The organism is Desulfovibrio intestinivivus, assembly GCF_053570665.1.
Window position 1 is genome coordinate 2,275,232 of sequence record NZ_JBRBQT010000001.1, and the last position, 25,000, is coordinate 2,300,231.

At 57.7% G+C, this 25,000-nt stretch carries 21 protein-coding genes; 13 read left to right on the forward strand and 8 right to left on the reverse strand.

Going from position 1 to position 25,000, the window contains the following annotated elements; all coding sequences use genetic code 11:
* Window positions 1–114 precede the first annotated feature (114 nt).
* A complete protein-coding gene (locus ACUZ9P_RS09880) occupies window positions 115–1,689 on the reverse strand; it encodes an outer membrane homotrimeric porin (protein ID WP_449249564.1) in 1,575 nt (524 codons plus the stop codon).
* A gap of 659 nt (window positions 1,690–2,348) precedes the next feature.
* Between ACUZ9P_RS09880 and ACUZ9P_RS09885 the strand changes: the two genes are divergently transcribed.
* The 3 genes from ACUZ9P_RS09885 to ACUZ9P_RS09895 all read left to right on the forward strand — a co-directional run bounded on the left by ACUZ9P_RS09885 (window position 2,349) and on the right by ACUZ9P_RS09895 (window position 6,460).
* Window positions 2,349–4,235 carry an alkaline phosphatase family protein gene (locus ACUZ9P_RS09885; protein ID WP_449249565.1) on the forward strand — a complete coding sequence of 629 codons (1,887 nt, stop codon included), beginning with the start codon at window positions 2,349–2,351 and terminating at the stop codon, window positions 4,233–4,235.
* Between the two features lie 91 nt (window positions 4,236–4,326).
* Window positions 4,327–4,875 (forward strand): hypothetical protein, encoded by a 549-nt coding sequence (locus ACUZ9P_RS09890; RefSeq protein ID WP_449249566.1) that lies wholly within the window; start codon window positions 4,327–4,329, stop codon window positions 4,873–4,875.
* Between the two features lie 607 nt (window positions 4,876–5,482).
* The gene (locus ACUZ9P_RS09895) at window positions 5,483–6,460 is read left to right on the forward strand and encodes a hypothetical protein (RefSeq protein WP_449249567.1); all 978 of its coding nucleotides are present in this window, start codon (window positions 5,483–5,485) and stop codon (window positions 6,458–6,460) included.
* 52 nt (window positions 6,461–6,512) lie between these two features.
* Here the strand turns inward: ACUZ9P_RS09895 and ACUZ9P_RS09900 are convergent, their stop codons facing one another.
* The gene (locus ACUZ9P_RS09900) at window positions 6,513–7,931 is read right to left on the reverse strand and encodes a sigma-54 interaction domain-containing protein (RefSeq protein WP_449249568.1); all 1,419 of its coding nucleotides are present in this window, start codon (window positions 7,929–7,931) and stop codon (window positions 6,513–6,515) included.
* Between the two features lie 205 nt (window positions 7,932–8,136).
* Between ACUZ9P_RS09900 and ACUZ9P_RS09905 the strand changes: the two genes are divergently transcribed.
* From ACUZ9P_RS09905 to ACUZ9P_RS09950, 10 genes are all read left to right on the forward strand, one after another.
* Window positions 8,137–8,574 carry an OsmC family protein gene (locus ACUZ9P_RS09905; RefSeq protein ID WP_298992649.1) on the forward strand — a complete coding sequence of 146 codons (438 nt, stop codon included), beginning with the start codon at window positions 8,137–8,139 and terminating at the stop codon, window positions 8,572–8,574.
* 8 nt (window positions 8,575–8,582) lie between these two features.
* Complete coding sequence (gene lpdA, locus ACUZ9P_RS09910; protein ID WP_449249569.1) at window positions 8,583–10,010, forward strand: dihydrolipoyl dehydrogenase; 1,428 nt, start codon at window positions 8,583–8,585, stop codon at window positions 10,008–10,010.
* 4 nt (window positions 10,011–10,014) lie between these two features.
* Window positions 10,015–10,416 carry a glycine cleavage system protein GcvH gene (gene gcvH / locus ACUZ9P_RS09915; protein ID WP_449249570.1) on the forward strand — a complete coding sequence of 134 codons (402 nt, stop codon included), beginning with the start codon at window positions 10,015–10,017 and terminating at the stop codon, window positions 10,414–10,416.
* Window positions 10,417–10,427: 11 nt separating this feature from the next.
* On the forward strand, window positions 10,428–11,492 hold the full coding sequence (locus tag ACUZ9P_RS09920) for a DMT family transporter (RefSeq protein WP_449249571.1): 1,065 nt from the start codon (window positions 10,428–10,430) through the stop codon (window positions 11,490–11,492).
* On the forward strand, window positions 11,489–11,746 hold the full coding sequence (locus tag ACUZ9P_RS09925) for a hypothetical protein (RefSeq protein ID WP_449249572.1): 258 nt from the start codon (window positions 11,489–11,491) through the stop codon (window positions 11,744–11,746). Before ACUZ9P_RS09920 ends, ACUZ9P_RS09925 begins: the two co-directional genes overlap by 4 nt.
* A 558-nt stretch (window positions 11,747–12,304) precedes the next feature.
* Window positions 12,305–13,006: an ABC transporter ATP-binding protein gene (locus ACUZ9P_RS09930; protein WP_022658549.1), complete on the forward strand. Its 702-nt coding sequence runs from the start codon at window positions 12,305–12,307 to the stop codon at window positions 13,004–13,006.
* A 16-nt stretch (window positions 13,007–13,022) separates the two neighbouring features.
* The gene (locus ACUZ9P_RS09935) at window positions 13,023–13,835 is read left to right on the forward strand and encodes an ABC transporter permease (protein ID WP_449249573.1); all 813 of its coding nucleotides are present in this window, start codon (window positions 13,023–13,025) and stop codon (window positions 13,833–13,835) included.
* A 4-nt stretch (window positions 13,836–13,839) separates the two neighbouring features.
* On the forward strand, window positions 13,840–14,712 hold the full coding sequence (locus tag ACUZ9P_RS09940) for an ABC transporter permease (protein ID WP_022658551.1): 873 nt from the start codon (window positions 13,840–13,842) through the stop codon (window positions 14,710–14,712).
* An 18-nt stretch (window positions 14,713–14,730) separates the two neighbouring features.
* On the forward strand, window positions 14,731–15,498 hold the full coding sequence (locus ACUZ9P_RS09945) for an ABC transporter ATP-binding protein (protein ID WP_449249574.1): 768 nt from the start codon (window positions 14,731–14,733) through the stop codon (window positions 15,496–15,498).
* A 204-nt stretch (window positions 15,499–15,702) separates the two neighbouring features.
* Window positions 15,703–16,791 carry an ABC transporter substrate-binding protein gene (locus ACUZ9P_RS09950; protein ID WP_291442389.1) on the forward strand — a complete coding sequence of 363 codons (1,089 nt, stop codon included), beginning with the start codon at window positions 15,703–15,705 and terminating at the stop codon, window positions 16,789–16,791.
* Between the two features lie 281 nt (window positions 16,792–17,072).
* On the opposite strand, the gene tolR is transcribed toward ACUZ9P_RS09950, so the two are convergent.
* From tolR to ACUZ9P_RS09980, 6 genes are all read right to left on the reverse strand, one after another.
* Window positions 17,073–17,504 carry a protein TolR gene (tolR, locus tag ACUZ9P_RS09955; RefSeq protein ID WP_449249575.1) on the reverse strand — a complete coding sequence of 144 codons (432 nt, stop codon included), beginning with the start codon at window positions 17,502–17,504 and terminating at the stop codon, window positions 17,073–17,075.
* Window positions 17,505–17,506: 2 nt separating this feature from the next.
* Window positions 17,507–18,196 carry a MotA/TolQ/ExbB proton channel family protein gene (locus tag ACUZ9P_RS09960; protein ID WP_449249576.1) on the reverse strand — a complete coding sequence of 230 codons (690 nt, stop codon included), beginning with the start codon at window positions 18,194–18,196 and terminating at the stop codon, window positions 17,507–17,509.
* Window positions 18,197–18,313: 117 nt separating this feature from the next.
* Window positions 18,314–20,899, reverse strand: a complete 2,586-nt coding sequence (locus ACUZ9P_RS09965) for a dipeptide ABC transporter ATP-binding protein (RefSeq protein ID WP_449249577.1) — start codon at window positions 20,897–20,899, stop codon at window positions 18,314–18,316.
* Window positions 20,896–21,966, reverse strand: coding sequence for an ABC transporter permease (locus ACUZ9P_RS09970; protein ID WP_449249578.1), 1,071 nt, complete (start codon window positions 21,964–21,966; stop codon window positions 20,896–20,898). The genes ACUZ9P_RS09965 and ACUZ9P_RS09970 overlap by 4 nt, the downstream gene beginning before the upstream one ends.
* Window positions 21,963–23,060 (reverse strand): microcin C ABC transporter permease YejB, encoded by a 1,098-nt coding sequence (locus tag ACUZ9P_RS09975; protein WP_298992615.1) that lies wholly within the window; start codon window positions 23,058–23,060, stop codon window positions 21,963–21,965. Before ACUZ9P_RS09975 ends, ACUZ9P_RS09970 begins: the two co-directional genes overlap by 4 nt.
* Entirely contained in the window at window positions 23,060–24,994 is a 1,935-nt protein-coding gene (locus ACUZ9P_RS09980) for an extracellular solute-binding protein (protein WP_449249579.1), read from the reverse strand. The genes ACUZ9P_RS09975 and ACUZ9P_RS09980 overlap by 1 nt, the downstream gene beginning before the upstream one ends.
* Window positions 24,995–25,000: the final 6 nt, after the last annotated feature.

The following is a 25,000-nucleotide window of genomic DNA, read 5'->3' on the forward strand; positions in this document are numbered from 1 at the left end:
GGCAACGGCCTTTTTGCGCACTATTTACAGCACTGGGCATAAAAATGGGCCTGCCGCCGACCAGTATGCGTGGTCGGCAGCAGGCCTGTACCGGAGGAAGGAACCGCCGGATCTTTAGAACTTGTACTGGAAGACCACCTGACCCTTCCAGGCGTCCTGCTTGGAGTAGGAGCCGAAGTTCTGGTAGCTCTTGTTCCAGGTGCTGCTGTCCATGTAGTTGGCCACGTAGCCCAGTTCAACGTTCATCTCAAGATTGTCGTAAATCTTGTAGGAAGAAATCACGTTGAATTCCAGCAGACCATCGTTGGTGGTCATGTAAGGGCCGTCAAACATGTTGGACGTGGAATCCCACGCATTGGCATGGTCCATGTACTTGACCATTGCGGGGCTGTTGGTGCCGCCCCAGTAGGCCACGCGGAAGGTGTGGGTGAGTTTGTCGAGGAAGCTGACGTCGCGGATCTGCGCGCCAAAGCCCCAGGTGCCCGCGTAGGACAGGGACTTGTCCATGAAGTTGACGTTGGGGCTCCAGCCGAGGTTGCCATCGCCCATGAAGGACGTGAAGTTGCCGTAAGCACATACGGAAGGCAGGCGCTCGGAACCGTTCTTGACGTTGCCGTCATCGCCGGAAGCGTACCAGCCGAACACGCCGGGCACGCCCCAGTCGAGCTTGTATTCCACAAGGGCCTTGGCCAGCCAGCCCTGGCGCTGGGTGCTGCCGTGCACCACATCATTGGCGTTGTTGCGGCGCATCACGTTGAAGCTGCCCATCTGTTCGACAAAGCCGTAGTTGGTGTCGAATTCAATGTTCCAGGGTTCCAGAGCCGTAATCTTAACAGGCAGGCCAGCCCAGAACACGGTGCCGTATTCCTTGGAGGCATTGGTCACGCCGGTCACGTTAAGGCCGTGGCCTGCGCCGATCTTGTTCAGATAGGGGTACAGGGTGGTGGCGGGGGAACCATCGCCCAGACCGTAGTTGGTGAACGCGCCAAACTTGCCAGTGTTGCGGCCCATCATGCCGGGCATGACCCAGGGGGTGATGCTGATGCCGTCAAAGGTCAGGGGCATGCTCAGGGCAAACAGGTCCATGTTATCAAGATAACTGGCCTTGTCGTTGCTGATCACGTTGTTGTAGGTGCCGCCCTGATAGTTGTCGTTGAAGGGGCGCATCCACAGGGCGGTGAGGCCCACGTTTTTGTTGAAGGCATAGTTGCCAACCACAGCGGCAGCCTGGGTGTCAAACACCGCAGAGCCGCCAGCGGCGTTGGGCAGGGCCAGATACTGCAAGCCCATCTTGAACTTCAGATCGGTCTGCGGAACCGACCACTGCATGTTGGCCTGGGTCACGCGCACCAGGGTGCCGTCCGCACCAAGGGCGGAACCCTGACCGGATCTGCCCCAATCCTGCGGGCCAAGCTTGAACTGCACGCTGCCCATCAGGTTTTCAGAAGCAATGGCGTCAAGGAAGAGCAGAACGCGCTGACGCGAAACAAACTGGTCAGAGTTGTTGGCTTTCTGTTTTGCCCCATTGGTCGTCACGTCCTTGGTCAGGCTGGAATCGCCCACGCCAAAGCCCATCGACCAGATGCCCCGTGCCTTGAAATCCACCGCTTCGGCAGACTGCCCAAACGCCAACCCCAATGTAAGCGCAAGAGCTGCTGCGGAAAGAATGGTTTTCCGTTTCAAAGACATAGTACCTCCCAAGTTAAACGTTATCCATTTGCTACAGCCTGATCCATAAGAGAGCGCGGGCGAAATTGTCCGCGCTCAAGGGAAGCGTATCCGATCCAGTCGGGCGAGGCCTGGCCCGGCTGGTCTGGTGCAGGGGATGTAAGGGATGCAAGGGGACGGTGCGGCGCTTTGCGCAAAGCGGCCGCCGCAGGGCGCAATGCCGTGCAGGTGCTTTTGTGCAAAGAGGGAGCTGCGGAAAGCAGCAACAGGCATGGGTGCAGCCAAGGACGCCTCACAAGGTGTTTGGTCGGGAACAGGTTTGTTGCATGTTTGCATCCTGTGTGCCAAATTTCACCATGCTGAAATGATTTACTTTTTTGCTATATTGCTTGTGAATGGGGTAAATACGCGGCAGAGTTGTCGTATGTTGCGACAAAAAAATTTTTCATAAAAATTTAATAAATTAAGTATGATATCTGTTTTGATTGAAAAACACGACATATTTGTCGCTAATTTGGACGGCGCGGCATGTTCCGCAAAGAACGTATTGGGAAAAAGTGAGGTCTGGCGGGGATAGCAAAAGGGCAGGGGATGTTGTGAATCATTTGGCATGTAAATTGAAAGGAGGGGCGCGTTAATATCACAACAGTGCCCGTCGGTACTACGAAGGAGTTTTAATCATGGCTGCAAAAGCAAAGCGCGCCGCCCTTATAGGTTACGACTGCCTTATTCCTAAAAGGCTTGAAGTAATGCTCGCTCAGGGGGGGCTCGATAACTTCAGAAAGTTCATGCAGGAGGGCAGCTACATTCCCGAAGGTTTCAATCTGCCTACGGTCACTCCGCCGTCCTGGGCCACTATCTGCACGGGCGCATGGCCCCGCACCCACGGCGTGGAAGACTACTATTACTACCATGAAGGCCGCAGCCTTGATTACAAGGAAACCTCGCAGGCTTTTGGCTCCACCATCCTGACCGCAGAGACCATCTGGGACGCGTGGGACAAAGCTGGCAAGAAGTGCCTCGTGGTCAACTACCCCATGTCCTGGCCGTCCAAAATGCAGCACGGCGTCATGATCATGGGCGAGGGCCTCAGCCCCGCCGAAACGCGCTGGCCCCTGCATGGCAATGAGCACAAGGAATATTTGTGCTCTGAAAGCGTTATCTCCACAGATTTCTATCCCATGGGTTCCCAGGGCACCTTTGATGATGCCGAAAGCTGGGCCAACCTGCCGGAAGGCGAAGAACCCCTTGAAATGAACGTGCGTATGCACTTCAAGGAAGCCATCGAACCCCTGGAAGACCAGACCTGGCACTGCCTTGTGTGGCAGAGCGGCGATGAAGGCTATGACCGCATGGCCCTTTGCCCTGAAAAGGACTACGCCAAGGCCTTCTTTACCATCCAGCTTGGCCAGTGGAGCGAACCCGCCCAGCACGACTTTACCGTGAAGGCCGATGGCCGCACCGAAAAAGGCGTGTTCCGCGCCAAGCTCATGCAGCTTTCTGACGATGCTGAAGAATTCAAACTGTATATTTCCGGCATTGCTGGCCGTTGCGGTTTTATCGCTCCGGCTGAAGCCGCCGCTCAGATTGACTTCAGCAAGCACATCACGGCCAACGATATTGGTCTGGTCGCCTATCTGCACGGCATTATTGATACCGACACCGTGTGCGAACTGGTGGACTTTCACAGTGCATGGCTCTGGAACACCATTGAGTCGCTTATCAAGGCTAATGCGGACTGGGATCTCTTCTACATGCACTCCCACCCCATTGACTGGTTCTACCACGGCTGGCTCAGCGAGCTGGACAGCACGGACGATGCGGTTCGCACCAAGGCCGAAAAGATGGAACGCTACATCTACGAAGTGGAAGACCGTCTGCTTGGCCGCCTCATGGACATCATGGGCGATGAAACCGTCATGTGCGTATGCTCCGACCACGGCGCAACGCCCCTCGGCCCCATCCTCAACACGGCCCACGCCCTCAAGGAAGCGGGTCTGTGCTCTTACGAACCCAAAAAGTCTGAAAACTACTGGGATATTTACGAGGAAACCGAAGGCTTCAATTACGTGCTTGATGTGAGCAAGTCGCTTGCCGTGCCGCAGCGCTACATGTTCGTGTACGTGAACCTGAAGGGCCGTTACCCCGGCGGTATTGTTGAGCAGGAAGACTACGAAAACGTGCGCGACCGCATCATCAACGCCCTGCTGGACTACAAGCATCCCGACACGGGCGACCGCCCCGTGCTGCTTGCCGTGCGCAAGGAAGACGCTCACGTGTTTGGCATGGGCGGCGCGCAGGCTGGCGATGTGGTGTACGTGCTCAAACCCGAATACATGGCCGAACACGGTTACGGCCTGCCCACCGGCGAATCCGGCTGCGGCAGCCTCAAGAACCTGCTCATGTTCCGCGGCCCCAACATCCGCAAGGGCTACCGCTATACCCGTCCGCGCTGGCTGGCCGACATCGTGCCCACCTTCTGCTACATTACGGGCAATCCTGTGCCCGCCGACGCCGAAGGCGCGCCCATTTACCAGATCATGGAAAACCCCAATCTGGTTGATTAATTCACCATGCCGGGGCAAGGGCGCGGCTTTTGCACCGGCGCGATAAAACACAAAGCCCCGCATCAGCGGGGCAGACGACAAGGATAAGATCATGGCTGAAAAGAAAGCGATTCTCCTGATGCTGCCTTCCGTTGCGCTCAGCGGCGCATCCGAAGCGCTGGACAAGCTGAAGAAAAAGGCCGTTCTGCTGGCTAATGCCGACAGCGCCGGTCTGGAAGCTCTGGCCCTGGAACTTGGCGGCAAAAAGGTTGAAGCTGCCGCCCTTGAAGGCGCGGAAGACGCGCTGCTGGTGGTGCAAGGTGATGAATCCGCTCTGACAGCCGCTCTGGAAGCCGCTGACCGTCGCACCCTGGTGGTGGTTGCCGCCGCTGACGGCGTTGCCTTCTACGGTCTGGCTGTGGACAGCAAGGCCGGGGCCGTTGTCCGCGCCGTTAACGCGCAGGATATTGCCGTTACCATTGCCACCATTGCGGATCTGCCCGTCAGCGCCCAGTGCACCGGGGGTATCATTTATCAGGCAATGAAAAATCCCAACCTCAAGCTTGATGAAATCAGAAAGCTCAAAGAAGCCCTGGTGCGCATGGAATCGGTTATTCAGCGTGATAACCGTGAACCCTGGGACAAGCACGACTGCGCCTAATTTTCTTGCCGCTGTGACCGCGCCTGCCGTGTGGGGGCATGGCTTGCGCGGTTATCTGGAACCGCAGCCGTGCTGCGGTTCCGACCCATACCTTCCTCCAAACGCCTGCGGAGATTGAGCTTTATGTTCAGTCTTCGCAGGCTGTTGTTTTATCGGTATGCGGGCAACTCAAACCTGTTTAACGCAGCTTTGCTGTTGATAAAAATTTGCGATAACTGTTGATTGTGATTTTTTTTATGTGATAATTAAAATATAGCTATATATGTGGCAATAGTTAGCATTATTGTGTTGTCATAACGACTTGTTGTGGCGTCACTATTTGTATTTTGTGCTGCATTGTTGCCTGTGTACTTGTTATTCTCTGATAAATTTGAAATCATTAAAATGAAGTAATCAGAAGTGCTTTTTAAATTATGGCTGTTGCTTTTTTTGATAATAGTCAGCATTTGTTATTAACGGTGCATCTGTAAATAATAAATGGGAAAGTATTTGTTTCATTAAAAGTGGCGCGAAGAGCTGCGTTAGGCTGAACACCCTGCGAATTTCTGTCAGATTTGAATGCAGGGAGGTCGCGATTATAAATTCAGTTTGACAATTGGGGGAATGCATGAAGTTTCTCAGAACAATTGTTGACGCGCTATGGAGGGCATCGCTCCGGTTTCGATCCGTTCAGCCCGGTAAAATCTTTGTGGTCGCACAAAGGGACTATTTGTTATTGCGGCTCTTTTTTGTAGACAGACAACGCCAGCTTGAAAATGTTGCCTGCGATGTTCTGTATATTTCACCACAAAAAATATTGCTCAAAGCAAACAAGCGTTTTTTGCCTGATATTCTTAAAGGAGAGCGCTGTAGTCTGTATGTAAAAGTACCTCATGCAATAGCTGAAAAATATCTAGGAATTTCATATCCTGCAATCAGGCATGGTTTCATTTTTAAAACACGGATCATCGCAAATCATATAGATACTGAATCAAAGCAATGCATTGTTGAAGTTTCCATGCCTAAAACATATGTGCAGCGTGATCTGCAGCGACATGAGCGCGTAGGTCTCACGCCTCTGATGCTCAAAAAAAGTTCTCTGTGGATTTGCAACAAGCAGTTGCCTAAATCTGTGAATGATATGAATGAGACGCGTTCTGGATTTTTGGGTGACAATATATGTTCTGCTGTACATATTGTGAATCTATCCGCAGGTGGATTAAGAGTGCAACTTGATAATCTTAAAGGTTTTGAAAATCCCCGCAGTGAGTTAAACAAGCCAGTTGTGTTGCATCTTGTATTGTACAAGACCTCACGCAAGGAACTGTCAGTGTGGGCAGTATGTTCTTGTGTCAAAGTCCATTTCAGCCCGAGCCTGAAAATACTGACATTTTTCTTGAAATATGTGCGGGAATGGGATGATCCAGATGAGGGCGGCGTGGGCTGGAAAGCCGTTGACCGCGATGGAATTTCGGACATTGAGTCCTGGGTGGACAACGACTATTGTATGCTGCTTGATAAAAACCATATGATTTCTGAGGAATTATGTCTTTGTTTTGGCCTTGATCCTGTCAGTATGCATAAAAAAACCGCACGCCGTTCATAACAGGCATGCGGGATAAGATAAAATAACTACAGGGAATTGCGAAAATCAATTTCTAACCTTGCAGCTTTTCACTCCCCCCGGACATTCTGCGCATTTTGCGTTGCAGGGTGCGCAGGTTCAGCCCCAGCTCTTCCGCTGCTTTGCCCCTGTGCCAGCGGCACTTTTCAAGCGCCTGCCGGATCATTCGTTCTTCAAGTTGCAGCACGGCCTGATCAAGGCTGATGCCCTGGGGCGTGTTGAGCAGCAGGTCGGCTCGTCCGGCGTCCCCCAGCGAGAGAAGCGCCTCGTCGCCAAAGGCAAGGTAACGGTCAAGAAAGTTGTGCAGCTCACGCACGTTTCCGGGCCAGTCGTACTGCTCCACGGCCAGTCGCACATGGGGCGGCAGAATAAGGTTCAGGCCGCGCTTTTCAAGCCATGCCTCCACCAATAGGGCAATGTCGCCGTGACGTTCGCGCAGGGGCGGCAGGGTGATGGAAAGCACGTTGACCCGGTAATAAAAATCGGAGCGCATGGTTTTTTCGCGCACCATTTTTGCAAGATCCTGGTTGGTTGCCGCAATAAGGCGGAAGGATGACTCCTTGGGCGTATTGCCGCCCACGGGGGTATACATCTTGTTTTCAATGGCTCTGAGCAGCTTGACCTGTAGATGCAAGGGCAGTTCGCCTATTTCGTCCAGAAACAGCGTGCCGCCGTTGGCCGCGCCTATGTAGCCCTCTTTATTGGCATGCGCGCCGGAAAACGCCCCCTTCACGTGCCCGAAAAATTCACTCTCCAGCAGTTGCTCGGGGATTGCGCCGCAGTTTACCGGCACATAACGGCCCTTGCGCCCGCTGTATTCATGAATGCTCTTGGCGGCAAGGTCTTTGCCGCAGCCGGTTTCACCGTAAATGATGACGTTTGAATCTGTTTCCGCCGCCTTGAGAATCTGGCTGTATACGCGGCGCATGGGCTCGCTTTTGCCCACAATGTTGCCAAGGCCGTAAAGATTGATAACAGAGGTTCGCAGCTCTCGATTTTCTTCGCGCAGGGCCATTTCCTGAAATTTCTGCTCGCTCACGTCCATGATCAGGCCTTCGAGATACCGCAGAACGCCCGAATCATCGTACACTCCCTCCCCCTGATCCCACAGCCATTTGACGCGCCCAGACGGCAGTAAAAGCCGGTACATGACCTGATATGGCTCATGGGCGACAATACTGTCGCGGATGGCTTTGCGGCTGGGGCCGAGGTCATCGGGGTGGGTCATCAGTTCAATGGTGTTGTGGTGGTCAAGCACCATGTCTTCGGCTGGCACCCCCAGCAACTCGTAGCTGCCACGGCTTACAAACTCCAGTTCATACTGAAGATAATCACTTTCCGGCGCGTCGATATTGAGAACGCGGCACCGATAGGCCATGCCGGGCAGGTGATTGAGCAGGCGGCGATAGCTTTTTTCCACATTAATGGGGGGAACTGGGGGCGATGAAAGCATGTGGCGGCAACCTTGCAAAAAATGTCGTTTGTCGCGACACAAATGTCGCTTCCGGGCCGGGATACTAGCGGCATGTGCCATAAAACACAAGCGCGGATGGCGTTGTGAAGCCAAGGGCAATCTGATGGCACTATTAGTGCAATAGGCAGGCCAAATCGCGCGGGGGCAGAGTGCTCTTGCGTTTTTTCAGCCTGGAGGCTTTGAAATGTCACATGAACTCAGTGTTTCTCTCTGCCGCCGCGGCGGCAAGGTGGATCTGGATATGGAGAGCGGCGCCTTTGGCGTGCTCACCATAGACGGTGAAAAGATTCCGCCCGAAGAACGTTCCGGCACGGCCAAAAAGCTCCTGGCCGCCTCTGCCCTGTACTGCTATTGCGCCGCTTTGGACAAGGCCCTGGATACGCGCAATGCCAAGTACGACAAAATCGAGGCCAAGGCCACGTTGCACACAGGCACCGATGATCTGGGCCGGGGCAGGGTAACGGGCATTGATATCGATGTTACCGTGCATCTGGATGAAGAGTACGAATTCATTTTTGACCGTGTGGAAAAGATCATGCGTCAAGGCTGCCTGGTCACGGGTTCGCTGGAGGCCGCCTTCCCCGTGAAGTACAACCTCAGGCTCGCCGACGACGAAGATTAGGAGCCCGCATGTCCGACCAGAAAAAAAGCATGATCGTTGTGGGCGGCGGCCCTGGCGGTTACACGGCGGCTTTTGCGGCCGCCAAGGCCGGAATGGCCGTGACCCTCGTGGAGTGCGCCGAACTTGGCGGCACCTGCCTCAACAATGGTTGCATACCCACCAAGACTATCAAGTCGTCTGCGGAAGCGCTGGAGATTGCCCAGCAGGCGGTGCAGTTCGGCGTCAAGATTGAAGGCGGCGTCAGCATTGACCCGCAGGCCGTCTACGAGCGCAAGGAGCGCGTTTGCGCCACCCTGCGTTCGGGCCTTGAAAAGACCTGCGCCGCCCTGGGCGTAACCCTGGTGCGCGGCAAGGGGCGCCTGCTTTGCGGCGGCGCGGTGGAGGTGACCGGCAACGGCGCAAGCTCCAGCCTGTCAGCGGATTACGTCATACTGGCAACGGGTTCGCATCCTGTGAACCTGCCGGGCCTGACAGCCGACCACAAACGCATTCTCACCAGCGACGATGCTCTCAAGCTCACGCATGTGCCTGCCTCCATCATCATTGTGGGTGGCGGCGTCATTGGCTGCGAGCTGGCCTGCATCTATAGGGCTTTTGGCTCCGTTGTCACAGTGATTGAAGGGCAGGACAGGATATTGCCCCTGCCTTCGGTGGATGCCGACATCAGCACCTTGCTCCAGCGCGAGATGAAAAAGCGCCGCATTGCCTGCGAACTCGGGCAAACGCTCACCCATGTGCGCGTGGATGAAAACGGCGTCAGCGGCGTACTTGCGCCATCGCCCTTTGTGAGCGGCGCGCCCGCGAGGCCCGAACGCCCCATCAGCGCCGAGATGGTGCTTGTTTCTGTGGGCCGCGCCTCCATGACCGCCGGGCTTGGCCTCAAGGAAGCCGGTGTTGCCACGGACGAACGCGGCTGGATACGCGCTGATGAATACATGCGCACATCCCTGCCCGGCGTGTATGCCATTGGCGATGCCCTTGGCCCTGCGCGCGTCATGCTGGCCCATGTGGCGGCCGCCGAGGCTCTTTGCGCCGTTAACGACTGCCTGACCGGCGGCAAGGGCTCTCCCATGGATTACCGTTTTGTACCTTCGGCCATCTTCACCTCGCCGGAAATCGGCTGCGTGGGTATGAGCGAGCAGCAGGCGCGCGATGCGGGCTATGAGGTCAAAACCTCGGTTGTGCAGGTGCGCGAACTTGGCAAGGCTCAGGCTATGGGCGCGCTGCCCGGCTTCTGCAAGCTGGTGGCGGATGCCAGCGACGGCACCCTGCTGGGCGCGCACATGGCTGGCGCGCACGCCACCGACCTTATTGCCGAAACAACTCTGGCTTTGCGCATGGGCGCTTCCATCAACGACATAGCCACCACCATTCACGCCCACCCCACGCTGGCCGAAGCCATTGGCGACGCTGCCCTGCGTATGGAAGAGGAGTAGTATCATGAAAGATCTTGACCAATTGGCTTTGCCCGAAAACCTGCGCTATACCGACGAACACGTGTGGCTGTGCGTGGAAGGCGAAACCGCCACCGTAGGTATCAGCGACTTTGCCCAGGATCAGCTTGGCGAGATCGCTTTTGTTGATCTGCCCGCCGTGGGTGCAACATACAAAAACGGTCAGGAATTCGGCACCGTTGAATCGCTGAAGTCCGTCAACGCCCTGTTCATGCCTGTTGCCGGGTCAGTGCTTGAAGTGAATGAAACGCTGGAAAGCACGCCCACCCTCGTCAATGCCAAGCCCTACAACGAAGGCTGGATGCTGCGCATCCGTATGGACGACCCTGCCGAGGCAACAGCTCTGGCCGACAGCGCCGCCTACCTCAACCTTTTGCGCAAGGGCTAAAGGGCAAAACGGTGAAAGGCCCTTCCGGCAACGGCCCGAAAAGCGACAGGGGCGCGTGCAGCACCTCTGCGCGGGATGCGGCATACGTACGCAAGGGGCTTTTTCTCGCTGCGCTGACAGGGGTAATTTTCAGTCTTGATGGCCCTATTCTGAAGCAGGGGCTGGTGAAAGAGCCGTTCAGCATACCTGAATTCTGGTTGTTGGCCCCCCTGTTTGCCGCAGGCTGTCACGACATCAGCGCGGCCTGTCTTTCTCTTGTCCTCAATGTGGCCCAGGGCAAAGGGCGGGAGGTGTTCCGCACCTTTTGCAGCAAGCCCGGCAAGTTTTGTATAATGGGCGCTTTTATGGGCGCTCCCCTCGGCATGGGGGGGTACCTGATGGGCATTTCGCTGGCAGGGCCAGCCTATGCCTTGCCCATTTCCACCCTGTATCCGGCAATTGCGGCGGTGCTGGCGCGCTTTTTTCTGAAAGAGCGCATTTCCGCAAGGGCCATGTGCGGCCTTACGCTTTGCGTGGCGGGCGCGTTTACCGTGGGCTGGTCCGCGCCGCAGGGCGGCGTGGGAGGTCAGGCCTTTTATCTGGGGTTGGGGTTCGCCTTTCTGGCCGCCTTTGGCTGGGCATCGGAAGGCGTGTGCGTTACGGCGGGCATGGATTTTATCGAGCCTGTTGTGGCCCTGAACGTCTATCAGATCGTTTCCAGCCTGCTGTATGTGCTGGTGATCGTGCCTGCGGCCTTTGTGCTGCTGGAGCGCACCCGGCCCGGTCTGGACGCAGTTGGTCTGCTGATGCAGGCCCTTGCCAGCCCCGGTTTGCCCTTTTGCATAGCCGCTGGCCTGGTGGGCTGTATTTCATACCGCTGCTGGTACACGGCCATGAACATGACCGGCGTATGCCGGGCCATGGCCCTGAACGTGACCTATGCCCTCTGGGGCATACTATTCAGCGCCCTTTTTACCAACGTTACCGTTACCCGTAATCTTGTGGCGGGCGCGGTGGTGATAGTTGCGGGCATTGTGCTGGTTGTCATGCAGAGCAAGGGCGGAACAGCCTTGCGCCAAGCGCAGGAGGGGCTGTGATGCGTATTCGACTGCCTTTGCGGCTGGCTGTTGGCAGGTTGCTGCTGGACGGCGCGCCCCGCACTGCCTGTGATGTGTGCGCGGCCCTGGAACCAGAATATGCGGGCGAAAGGCAGATCAATGCGGCGAACATTGAAGCCCAGCTGCAAGCCCTCAAGGGTGTGGGTATTGTGATCGTTTGCAATGAATCCGATCAGGGCGTTGCGTACGGAATCACCCCTGATGGCAGGCAGCGGGTTTTGCGCAATCTCTAACGCAGGGCAGGCCGCGCAAAACGGCAAGCCCGATCAAAACCGGAAAGATCAAACCATCCCCTGTGGAGGAAAGTGCGACGTAATTGTCGCCTCCCTTGTGCGGAGAGATGGGGGGACGAGGGCATCCCGGCAGGGGTTGTTCTTTTATTCCCTAGCGTGGCCTGGAAAAATCGGGTACAGCGGCCCGCGCAAGCCCCAAATATGCGCGTCAATGGCGGGTGCGTCACATGTGTCGCAAAATGCGCGTTCGTGTCGCAATCAGTGCCGCAACAAGGGCATGTTGAGTAAAAAATATCCTGCAATAGCTGACGATAAGCGGTTTTTTGCAGGAGTTGTGAAAAATGGTATATATTATGCAAAATGACTCACAAAGAATTTCGAAGCACGCGCAACTATCCCGGCAGCCCATTGGCAGCTTTCAGGGGCGTTTGGCTTCTTTTGAGCACCCGGACGGCAGACCGGGACATTTAACAACTCTCACCAAGGAGTGCAGCCGTGCAGCAAACCGATGACTGTGCCTGTTCCGACGCTAAAATAGCAGTCAGGGATCTAACGAAAATGTATGGGGATCTTACCGTTCTGGATAAGGTCAACTTTACCATCAAGCGCGGAGAGCTGGTTTGCATAGTCGGGCCTACGGGATGCGGCAAGACAACCTTTCTCAACTGCATGTCCAAACTTACGGAAACCACCTCCGGCAACATCTACATTGATGGTGAAGTGGCAAATCCGCGCAAGCATAACCTGGCCTTTGTGTTTCAGGAACCAACGGCTTTGCCGTGGCTTACCGTGGAAGAAAACGTGGCCTATGGCATGCGCATAAAAAAGGTTCCGCCCAAGCAGCTCAGGGAACGCCTTGATATGATCCTGGAGATGGTGGGTCTGGAAGATACGGCCAAGCTGTATCCCAACCAGGTTTCGGCCAGCATGATGCAGCGTATCGCCGTGGCGCGCGCCTTTGCCGTGAACCCTGATCTGCTGCTCATGGATGAACCCTACGGCCAGCTTGACGTGAAGCTGCGCTTCTATCTTGAAGACGAGCTTGTGAAGCTGTGGCAGACCCTCAAGAGCACCGTGCTTTTTGTTACGCACAACATTGAAGAAGCCGTGTATGTGGCTGACCGCATCCTGGTGCTGAGCCCCAAGCCCACCAAGGTGAGGGCGGAAGTGGTTGTTGACCTGCCGCGCCCGAGGGATTTCAGGGATCCGCGTTTTGTCGAACTTCGCCGCCAGGTCACAGACCTCATCCGCTGGTGGTAGGAAAAAGGGACAGCTTATGCAATGCAATGAAAAAGTAACCTACCGCAAGCCCATGCGGCTTCGCATCCTGCCGGTTCTGAGCGTTTGTATTTTTCTTGGCGTGTGGCAGCTGTGCGTTGGCCCGGCTGACAGCAACGACTGGCGCATTCCCGGTACGCTGCTCAGCTCGCCGTATGACATTCTGAGCCTCATGTTCGACAAGCTCACCAATCCCGCACCTGACGGCGCAGTGTTGCTGGAGCATGCCTGGACAAGTATGCAGGAAGCCTTTTTGGGCTACGTGCTGGCCCTGATTGTGGGCCTGCCCCTGGGTCTTGCAATGGGCTGGTTCACCACGGTGCGCGGCCTTGTGCGCCCCATATTTGAAATCATCCGGCCCATTCCGCCGGTTGCCTGGATTCCGTTGACCATTTTCTGGTTCGGCATCGGTCTGCCCGGCAAGGTTTTTATCATCTGGCTTTCGGGCATCGTGCCGTGCGTCATCAATACATACACCGGCGTGCGCATGACCAACCCTGTGCATATCCAGATGGCCAGAACCTATGGCGCTTCCGACTGGCAGATATTTACCTCCATCTGCGTTCCTTCCGCGCTGCCCATGGTGTTTGGCGCATTGCAGATCGCCCTGGCCTACTGCTGGGTGACCCTGGTTGCCGCTGAACTGCTGGCCGCAGACAAGGGCCTTGGCTACCTCATCACCATCGGCCGCATGCTTGGCCGTACCGACCTTGTGATGGTGGGCATGGTGAGCGTGGGTATAGCTGGCGCAATCATCGGTTTCATCATTGACAAGATCGAATCCCGGCTGCTGGCCGGCATCAGGAGATAGCGCCATGCAGTCTTCCTCGGCGTCCAACGGGCAGACCCAGAGCGTCTGCAATGAAACCATCAAGAACACGAAAAAATACGAGTTTTCGCTGATACGTGCCCTCAAGAGCGAATACTTCTTGTACATCGTTTCGCTGGTGAGCTTTTTCGGCCTGTGGCAGTGGGCTGCCACGTCCAACGTGTTCGGGTACAGCAGCGCCCTGGCCACGCCCTTTCAGGTGGTGGAAAGCCTGCACGACCTGAGCGTCAACAAGCTTTCCGGCCTTGGCCTGCTCGAACATCTGTGGATCAGCACGCGCCGCGTTATCATCGGCTTTTTGATTGCCGCTGGCTTTGGCATCCCGCTGGGTCTGTTCATGGCTTTCAACGAAACATTCCGCGCCGTTGTGAAGCCCATTTTCGACATGTTCAAGCCCATGCCGCCCCTGGCCTGGATTTCTGTGGCCATCCTGTGGTTCGGCATTGGCGAAGCGCCCAAGATTTTTATCATCGTCATTGGCTCCTTTGTGCCGGTGGTGCTCAACTCTTACAGCTGCCTGCAACTCATCGAACCCGAATTTTTCGATGTGGTGCGCATCATCGGCGGCAAGCGCTGGGACGAAATCCGCCTTGTGTGCATTCCTGGCGCACTGCCCGCCATTACGGCTGGTTTGCAGATCGCCATGTCCAGCGCCTGGACGTGCGTTGTGGCTGCGGAGCTTGTGAATTCCCGTTCCGGCCTTGGCTACATCATTGTGCAGGGTATGAAACTGTCCGACCCCGGCATGATTATCGGCGGCATGCTCATTATTACCGCCGTTTCGCTGGTGTTCACCCTGGGGATGGATCTGCTGACCCGCAAGCTGTGCCCCTGGCAGCGTGAAATCGAGAATCTTTAGAGAGCCAAGGAGCTGAACGTGAAAGACACGCAGCCAAAAATTGTCTGTGACAATATAAGCAAAACCTTCATCCAGAAGGGAACCCAGGTGGTTCCGGTTCTGGAAAACATCTCCCTTGAGGTGCGCGATCAGGAGTTTCTGGTCATCCTCGGGCCGGGGCAGTGCGGCAAGACAACCTTGCTGCGCATCCTCGCCGGGCTTGAAGCGCCTTCATCCGGCGCGGCCTATCTGGACGGCAAGCAGATTGTGGCCCCCGGCCCGCAGATCGGCCTGGTGTTTCAGAGCTACAAGCTCTTTCCGTGGAAGACCGTGCGCCAGAACGTGGAAATTGGCCTTGAGGTGCGCGGGCTTGAGCCTGCGAAGGTTCGTGAGATCTCAAATCACTATCTTGGCATGGTCGGTCTGCAAGGCTTTGAGGATTACTATCCTCACCAGCTTTCGGGCGGCATGAAGCAGCGTGTGGGCATTGCCCGCGCCTATGCTCTCAACCCCGAGGTGCTGCTGCTTGATGAACCCTTTGGTCAGCTTGACGCCCAGACCCGCTTTTTCATGGAGCAGGAAACCGAGCGCATCTGGCACATGGACAAGCGCACCATGATTTTTGTGACCAACAACATTGATGAAGCCCTGTTCCTCGCCGACCGCATCGTCACCATGGAAGACAAGCTGCCGGGGCATGTGCACACTTCGTATGATGTGCCCCTGCCGCGCCCGCGCGACACCATGGATCCCGCGTTCCTCGAACTGCGGGCCAGAATTACGGAAGAACAGAAGCTCACGCTCTAGTACTGCGCACAGCAGCAAGGGCCGCGCCGCACTTGGGTGCGCCTGCCAGCGGTGCGGCCCTTGCCGCGCATGCGAGAGCATGGATTTCTCGGCAAACCTGTATGCACTTGCCGAGGTTGCTCAAGTGGTTTGTTTGAAGGTTCAAGCAGTTGAAAGGTTTTTCGTCAAAAGCGGATCTGTCCACTAACCAATTAGGAGTCATGCATGAGAAAACTGCTTCTGGTCGCGCTTCTGCTTTGCATGGGCGCTGTCATCTGCGGCGGCCCCGTCGCCACTCTGGCAGCCGACAAGCCCGTTGAAATTTCCACCTGCTGGATGGACGAATCCCCGGGCTTCAACATCTGGTACGCCAAGAAAATGGGTTGGGACAAGGAAGAAGGCCTGGACATCAAGATGCTGCTGTTCAACAGCGGCCCTGCCCAGATGGAAGCCCTGCCCGCCAAGGAATGGGTGCTCGGTTCCACGGGCGTTGGCGGTCAGCTGATCGGCGGCATCCGTTATAATATCTACTCCGTGGCCCCCATCATCAGCGAAGGCGAAGTGCACGTGCTTTACCTGCGCCCCGACAGCCCCGCCGCCAAGGTCAAGGGCTACAACCCCAAGTATCCCAACGTGTACGGCAGCCCTGAAACCGTCAAGGGCATGAAGATCCTGTACACCTCCCAGACCACCGTTCACTACATGATCGGCAAGTGGCTGAGCATCCTTGGCCTTACCGAAGCCGATGTGACTCTGGTGAACATGGAACAGCCCTCAGCCGTGCCTGCTTTTGAAAAGGGCATTGGCGATGCCGTGTGCCTGTGGGCGCCCTTTACCTTTGTGGCTGATTCCCGCAAGTGGCAGCGCGCCGGCACCATGACCGACATGGACTGCATCACCGTATCTTCGCTCGTGGGCGACAAAAAATGGTGCGATGAAAACCCCGAACTGGTTGCCAAGTTCCTGCGCGTGTACCTGCGCGGTTCCAACATGCTGCGCGAAGAAGGCCCCAGCCCCCGCATCATCAAGGAATACCGTCAGTACATGAACGAATTCGCCGGTATCCGCATGACTGACGAAGAAGCCAAGCTCGACATCCAGATCCACCCCCGCTGGTCTTACGAAGAAACCATGGCTCTGCTCGACAGATCCAAGGGTGAATCGCAGGCCGACAAGTGGCAGAATTCTGTGGCCGACTTCTTTGGCAGCATCAAGCGCTTCTCGCCTGCTGAAATCAAGAAGTTCAAGGACGCCCAGATCAATACCGACAAGTTCCTCAAGCAGGTTCAGCTGCCCATTCCCAGCTGGAAGTAGCTCCTCCCCCACGGACACGCGCCGGATGTAAATCCGGCAGTACCGGGCCTGTTCTTTGCCTATTGCCGGGCAAGAACAGGCCCCTTATTTTTTATGGCAGGGCAGGGGATGACAGAGGATTGCAGAGGATGGTTGTGGATGTCTGTGAAAGGCCGTGTGTGGCGGGCAGGGCGGGGGAGACCTTGCCCCCGGTAAAGCCCGTGGAGGATTGCTGTGGGGGTAGTCTGTGCGGGAATATCGCGGCTATCCGCTATGTGGGCAGCAAGTGATCTGACCGCTGATTATTTGCCTTTATCTTCAGCTCCATCATCCGGCGCGGAGGTGGTCACAAGGCCCACGTCCTTGATGCCAGCGCCGCGTACCTTGTCCATCACGCTCATGACCATGCCGTAGGGAACATCCTTGTCGGCCCGAACAAAGAGCTGCCGCCCGCTGTCCTTTACCCGCGCGCTCAGGGCATCCGGAAGATTGTCCATGTCTGTTTCCTGCTCGTTGAGAAACAGCGCTCCGCCATTTTTGACCGTCAGGATAACGTGGTCGTCATCCGTGGGCAGCACTTCGGAGGTTTCCACCTTGGGCAGGGCTACATCAAGCCCTTCGGTCATCATGGGGGCTGTGACCATAAAGATGATCAGCAAGACCAGCATCACATCCACAAAGGGCGTGACGTTGATATCGGCAACAAAATCGTCGTCGGCGGAAGATGCGGCCATGACTAGCGCTCCTCTGAAAAGGCTATGCCGTCAGCGTGTTGCGGCGCTTCGTGTTGCAGGCGGTTGAGCATCTGCCCTGCAAAGTTGATGCATACGCCCTCAATATGGGCCAGTTTGGCGCGGAACACGTTGTAACCACACACGGCGGGTATGGCCACAAACAGGCCGACAGCGGTGGCGATGAGCGCCTCGGCAATGCCGGGCGCGACAGTTGCCAGCGAAACGCTCTTCATTTGGGCAATGGCGGTGAAGGAATGCATGATGCCCCACACCGTGCCGAATAGGCCAATAAAGGGGGCCGTGTTGGCTGCGGTGGCAAGCAGGGCCAGGGATGATTTGAGAACGGCGAGTTCTTCCGCAACGGCAAAGTGCAGGGCCCTGCGTACATTGTCGTTCAACAGACGGTCAACATCGCCCGTGCGGGAAATACGGTTGAATTCGCGAATGGCGCGGCGTGCAATGCCAAAAAGGGGGGAGTGCTTGTCATTTGCCAGCACGGGCAGCGCCCGACTCAGCTCCCCGGCCTCGTCAAACGCCGCCAGCCCCGCCTGCGTGCGCTGCTGGGCTGTGCGCAGCAACATCCATTTGCTGCACATATAGGCCCAGCTTGCCACAGACATGCACAAGAGCAGCGCCAGCACGCACTTGGAAACAAATGTTGCCTGCAACACCGCCTGAATCATGGAATCCATTATATCCCCCCAAAGAATATGAAATTGAAATTCAAAGCTATTGTGTGGTAGTACGCTCCGCAAGCTTTGTCAACCTGACAGGATAAATTCAAGCAAAACAGTATAATGTTGAGCATGTTACCTGTTGATGCTGAAGTCGACCGGAAATTCCACCACGCACATCACAGGCTTGCCGCCCACCTTGCCTGGGGCAAAGCGCCAGCGCTGCACGGCTTCAAGGGTTTCTTCCTTGAAGTGCTGCGTTTCCTTGCCTGGCAGAACCACGGCGCGCACCACCTTGCCCTGGGCGTCAATGACGGCGCGCACAATGACGGTGGCTTCCTTGCCAATACGCTTAGCCGCAGGCGGGTAGTTGGGCTTGACCCGGTGGATGGCAACAGGTGACTGATCCCACTGGTTGAAGCCGTATACCGAGCCAGCGCCCTGGCCACGCCCCTGATGCATGCCAAGCCCGCCGCCGCTGCCGCCGCCCTGACCTCCATCGTTTCTGCCGCTGCCCTGAGCTTCGGCGGCGCTGCCAGCGGATTCGGCATCCGGCCCCTGCCGGGTATCACTGCCCAGCGAGGGCGGCGGTGTTTCCATGGGGGGGCGGTCTTCTGTTTTGGCCGTGGGCCGTTTTTGCTGATGCTCCTTTTTGGGCGGGCGCTTTGGCTCGCACTTTTTTTTGAGTATCAGATCCGGCTGTTCAACTGGCTGCTCGGCCTGCGGTGTTTTTTTGTCCTTGGGCTGTTCTTTTTCCTCAACCGGAGCGTTGCGCTCCTCCCTGGCTGTGGCGTTGGGATCAGTGCCGTTGGTGACCGAGGCATGGCTTGCGCCTTGCGTGGCAGTGCCCATGCCCATGCCCACAAGGGAAACCCGCATGGACGATTCGCCGCCGCCAGAGGCCTGCAAAGGGATGCCCCACAGGCATATAAACAGCCCTACGTGTACGCCCAGCGAGAACAGCAGGCCTCTTTTGTGCGTTTCGCGGGATGCGGCAGAAGCAGCGCCCAGTTTTTGCGGATTGATGCGCCGCAGGGTGGAGCGCGCCGCCACAGGGCCAGCGGCGGGCAGATGTTGCTCTTTGCTCTGGGCGGAAGCCTTGAGCAGCTCGCGCAATTTGGCTGACTGCGGCTGGCAAAAAACCTCCCGCACTGGCCCCTGTTCCACGCATTTGCCCTTGTCCAGCACAAGCACCCGCTGGCAAAAGCCCTTTACCAGCGTGAGATCATGGCTGATAAAGATCAGCGACATGCCAAAGCGCTGCTGCAAACCACGCAGCAACTCAATAATCTGGAATTGCAGCGCCCTGTCCAGTGATGAGGTGGGTTCGTCCAGCAGCAGTACGCGGGGGCGCAGCACAAGGGCGCGCGCAATGGCTACGCGCTGGCGTTCACCGCCGGAAAGTTCGTGCGGAAAACGGCTGGCATATGCCGGAGAAAGTCCCACATCCCGCAGCGCCTCAAGAACGCGCTGCGGCCTGTCCTGCGCTCGTGGGGCGTGCACGCGCAGGCCTTCTTGAATGAGGTCATGCACGCACATGCGCGGATTGAGCGAAAGATAGGGGTTTTGAAACACCACCTGAATGCTGGCGCGCAGGGGGGCCATTTGCGCATGGGTCAGATTCTGGATTTCTTTGCCCATAAGACGGATTCCGCCACGGCTTGCCACAAGCCGCAGCACGGCCAGGGCCATGCTTGATTTTCCTGATCCGCTCTCGCCCACAATACCCAGGCATTCGCCCTGATGCAGGGCAAAGTTCACGTTGTCCAGCGCGGTAAAGGGCAGCTGCGTCCGCTGGAAAAGCCGCGTTTTCGGGCGGCAAAAATCCACGCTCAGACCTTGCGCCTCCAGAATGGGGCTGCCGCCATGCCGGGGAACATCCTCGGCCCACTGACGGCTGCCTGTGTGGAGCAGGGCGCGGGTGTATTCGTGTTGCGGGTCTGCAAAGAGCGAGGAGGAGGACTCCACAATTTCGCCGTGGCGCATCACGTGAATCGTATCCGCAAATCGCCGCACCATGCCCAGATCATGGCTCACAAGCAGCAGGCTCATGCCCAGTTCCGCGCGCATGTCGCGCAAAAGCTCCAGAATAGCCTGTTGCACGGTGGCGTCCAGAGCGGTTGTGGGTTCGTCTGCAATGAGCAGGTCGGGCTTGTTGGCCACGGCCAGCGCAAGCATGATGCGCTGCCTTTGTCCGCCGGAAAGCTGGTGCGGGTATGCCCTGTAACGTTCCACAGCTTGGTCGAGCCGCACAAGGTCAAAGAGATCCAGCACCCGCGAGCGCACCTGCTCCTCACTCAGGCTTTCGTGCGCGCGCAGGCATTCGGCCACCTGATCGCCCACGCGGTGCAGGGGATTGAGCGCTGCCAGCGGATCCTGAAAAACCATGCCGATTTTGCGTCCGCGCAGGGCCATGACGGCCTTATCCGGCAGGCTGAGCACGTCCTCGTCTTTAAACAGAATGCGCCCCTGCGTTACGTGCGCCCCGCCGGGGAGCAGACGCACGATGGAACGGGAGGTGAGGGTTTTGCCCGCGCCGCTCTCGCCCACAAGGGCAACGCACTGGCCCTTTTCCACACTGAACGAAACATCGCGCACCACTGTGCGCATAGCCGTGCCCCTGGCTGTGCCAAGGGCTGCCGGGTCGGAGATTCCCCTCCCGGTTTTGGCATCAGCTCTGGCAAAGGCCACATGCAGGTTTTGAACGTCAAGAAGGCTCATGCCTGCTCCCTCCATGTGTTTTGCGGGGTTTCCGCGTCTGCCGCGCCGCCGCTCAAAAATACGCCGGGGTCAAAGGCATCGCGCAGGCCCTCGCCAATAAAAACGAGGCAGGTCAGCATGCCCGCAAGGGTAAAAAAGGCGGCAAGGCCTATCCACGGGGCAAAGAGGTTGTTCTTGCCCTGCACCACCAGTTCGCCCAGCGAGGGGTATTCCGGCGGCAGCCCAAAACCCAGAAAGTCCAGCGATGTCAGGGTGACGATGGAGGCATTGACCAAAAAGGGCAGAATGGAAATCAGGGCCACAACGGCGTTGGGCAGCACATGGCGCAGCATTATGCTTTTATCCGGCACGCCCAGCGCACGGGCCGCCCGCACGTATTCCATGTTGCGCGCCCGCAGGCTCTCGGCCCGCACCACGCCCACCACGCGCATCCAGCTGAAGGCCAGCATGAGGGCAAGCAGCGCCCAGAATCCCATGGTCATGACGCTGGAAATGATGATGATAAGATACAGCACGGGAATCCCGCCCCACACCTCCATGAAGCGCTGAAACAGCAGGTCTGGCAGCCCGCCGTAATAGCCCTGGGCAACCCCTGCGGTCATGCCCACGGCGCAGCCGAAAAAAGAGAGGCACAGACCGAACAGTACGGAAATGCGGAACCCATAAAGCAGCCGCGCCAGAATGTCCCGCCCCTGATCGTCCGTGCCCAGCCAGTTGCCGTGCCCTGGCGGCGCGGGAAAGGTCGTGCCCTCCTGCCGCGAAATGGTGTTGAAAGAATAGCGCACCGGGGGCCACAAGGCCCAGCCACGCTCCGCGATGGCGGTCTGGATGAATGGGTCTGCAAAATCGGCGGCAATGGGCAGGTCGCCCCCAAAGACGCGCTCGTCCAGAGTGTGAAACATGGGAAAGTAGAGCCGGTTTTCATAGCTCACCACTAGGGGGCGGTCATTGGCCAGAAACTCGGAGCACAGGCTGGCGGCAAAGCACAGGCAGAACAGGCACAGGCTGACTAATGCCCGGCGGTTGCTGCGGAACGTCTGCCATCTGCGGCGTGTGATGGGGTTCATGCCTTGCTCCTCCCGCTGAAATCGATGCGGGGATCAACCTTTGTCATGGTCAGATCTCCAATGATGGACGTCACAAGGCCGATGAGCGTGAAAATATAGAGCGTGGCGAACATGACGGGATAATCCCGCTGCATGGCGGCCTCAAATCCCAGCAGCCCCAGCCCGTTGAGCGAGAATATGGTTTCTATCAGCAATGATCCGGCAAAAAACATGCGCACAAACGCGCCGGGCAGCCCGGCAATGATGATCAGCATGGCGTTGCGGAACACATGCCCGTACAGCACGGTTCTTTCATTCAGGCCCTTGGCGCGCGCTGTTTCAACATACTGCTTGCTCAGCTCGTCCAGAAAGGAATTGCGGGTCAGCATGGTGAGCCCGGCAAAACCGCCGATGGTCATGGAAAGTACGGGCAGGGCCATGTGGTGCAGGTAGTCCAGCACCTGCCGCCAGAAGGGCAGGCTCTCGTAACCCAGAGTGTGCAGGCCCCGCAGCGGGAATATCTGCCAGTAGGAGCCGCCCGCAAACAGCACGATCAGCAGCACGGCAAACAGAAAACCGGGGATGGCGCTGGCCGCCACCATGACGGCCCCGGTGGCGAAGTCAAAGGTGCTGCCCCGGCGTACGGCCCGGGCTATGCCTACGGGTATGGACACAAGGTAAATGAGCAGGGTGCTCCACACGCCGATGCTGATGGAAACAGGCAAGGCGTTTACAAGCAGCCCGGCTACGCTGTCTGCCTTGAACAGGCTTTTGCCGAAATCAAACGTGGCAAAGTCGCGCAGCATTTCCCCATACCGGGTGAGAATGGGCTTGTCGAAACCGTAGAGCTTGCGGATGGCGTCCAGCGTTTGCGGGTTAAGCCCGCGCGCGCCGGAATAGGCGCTTTCAGCAGTATCTGCCATGCCTGCGGCGGGCAGGTCGGCTCCGGCGCTGCCCACCCGTTCCATATAGGCGCTGCCGCTGCCTTCCAGCATGGCGATGAACTGCTCCACAGGCCCGCCGGGCGCAGTCTGCACAATAAAAAAGTTGATGGTCAGAATGCCCAGCAGTGTGGGGAAGATAAGCAACAGACGGCGAAGAGTGTAACGCAGCATCAGCGCGCCTCCCTGTCGGTTTGCACAACGGTGGCGGGCACAGCCTGCGCGGGCGGCGTAGCCCCGGTTGCCGGGACATGCCACGCCATGATGTCCACACCTTCATTGCCTTGCTCTGCTGGCGGGGTGATGCGGTCTTTCCACCATGCAATGCGCATGCTGCCGCTGTACCATGCGGGGATAACGTAGCAGCCGTGTTGCAGCAGCCTGTCCAGCAGTGCGGCGCGGGTGTGCAGATCCTCGCGGGTGGGGGCCGCCACCAGTTCGTCCACCAGCGTGTCGATCACGGCATCGCGTATGCCCGCATAATTGCGCGAGCCGCGCGCCCCGGCAGCCGTTGAAGACCAGTAGTTGCGCTGCTCGTTGCCGGGATTGGACGACTGCCGCACCGTGGCCTGAATAAGGTCAAAGTCGAATGCCCGTACACGGCTGACGTACTGGGTCTGATCCACCAGCCGCACGTTGAGCGTGATGCCCAACCTTTTGAGCGTATTGCGAAAGGGCGTGTACACGCGCTGCATGGAGGGCGAACTGGTCAGGATTGTCAGGCTGAGGGGCTGGCCCTGAGCGTTGAGCATCTCGCTGTTTTGTATGCGCCAGCCGGCTTCTTCCAGCAGATGCAGGGCGGCGCGCATCCTTTGACGTTCGGTATCGCGCCCGCCAGCGGGCTGCACGGGCAGAGGGCCGAAAACTGCGGGATCAAGCCTGTCGCGCCAGCGCTCCATGAGCTCAAGCTCCCCGGCGGAGGGCAGGGGCTGCGCCGCAAAGGGGGAGCCAGTGAAAAAACTGCTGTAACGCGTGTAGGCATTGTAAAAGAAGGCGCTGTTCATCCAGTCAAAGTCAAACAGCAGGCTCAGCGCCTGGCGCACGCGCCTGTCCGCCAGTGCCGGGCGGCGGGTGTTCAGGAAAATGCCGCCCATGCCCATGGGGCTGGCATACTCCTGAAGCTGCCGGGTAATGCGTCCATCCCGCACGGCGGGCACATTGTAGGCATTGGTCCAGTCCTTGATATTGCTTTCGCTGTAAAAATCCGCTTCTCCGGCAAAAAAGGCCTCGCGCGCAACGGAAACATCACGGTAATAATCCACCTGAACCGTATCAAAATTGTAGCGGCCCTGATTGACGGGCAGGTTTTGCCCCCACCAGTCTTTACGGCGCTCGTAAATGAGGCGTGAGCCCATAACGCTGCCTGTGAGGCGGTAGGGGCCGCTGCCGGGCATGATGTCCGTCTGCGGGTCGCCCAGATTGCGGCCTTGCCACCAGTGGGCGGGCAGCACGGGCATCTGGCAGACAATGAGCGGCAGTTCGCGGTTGGTGCCGGAGGCAAGCTTGAAGATCACCTCATGTTCACCAGCAATTTCCACGCCTTGCACCTGCTCGTAATAGGAGCGGTAGACGGGCGAGGCCTGCTTGATGAGTGCGGTGAATGTAAAGGCCACATCCTGCGCTGTAACAGGGGTGCCGTCAGAAAACCTGGCCTGCGGGCGCAGGCGCACACGCAGGGTTGTGCGGTCTGGCGAGAGGTCAAAGCTTTCGGCCAGCAGCCCGCGCATGATGAACTCCTCCGTGCCGCGCTGGCTTACGCCAAGCGTTTCGTATGTCAGGCCAAGCTGCGCCGCGCTGACGCCACGAGGGCTGAAGGGGTTGAAGCTATCGAATGTGCCAATGGCGCTCAGGCGGAGCCTCCCGCCCTTGGGCGCGTCCGGGTTTACGTGGGTAAAGGGCGGGAGAGATTCGCTTTGCTGCGCATCCTCCCACAGGCCCAGAACCTCATGGGGCGCGCCCAGGGCGGGCGAAACTGTTACGGCGGCCAGCAGCGCCGCGCACACGCCAGCCCTGAGCGCAGCCAGAATACCGCGCAGCGGCCCGTAAGGCGCGCGATTCATGGCTGGATGACGTGGGGTGGCGGCTGCCGCTGCCGTTTCAGCATGCATGACGTG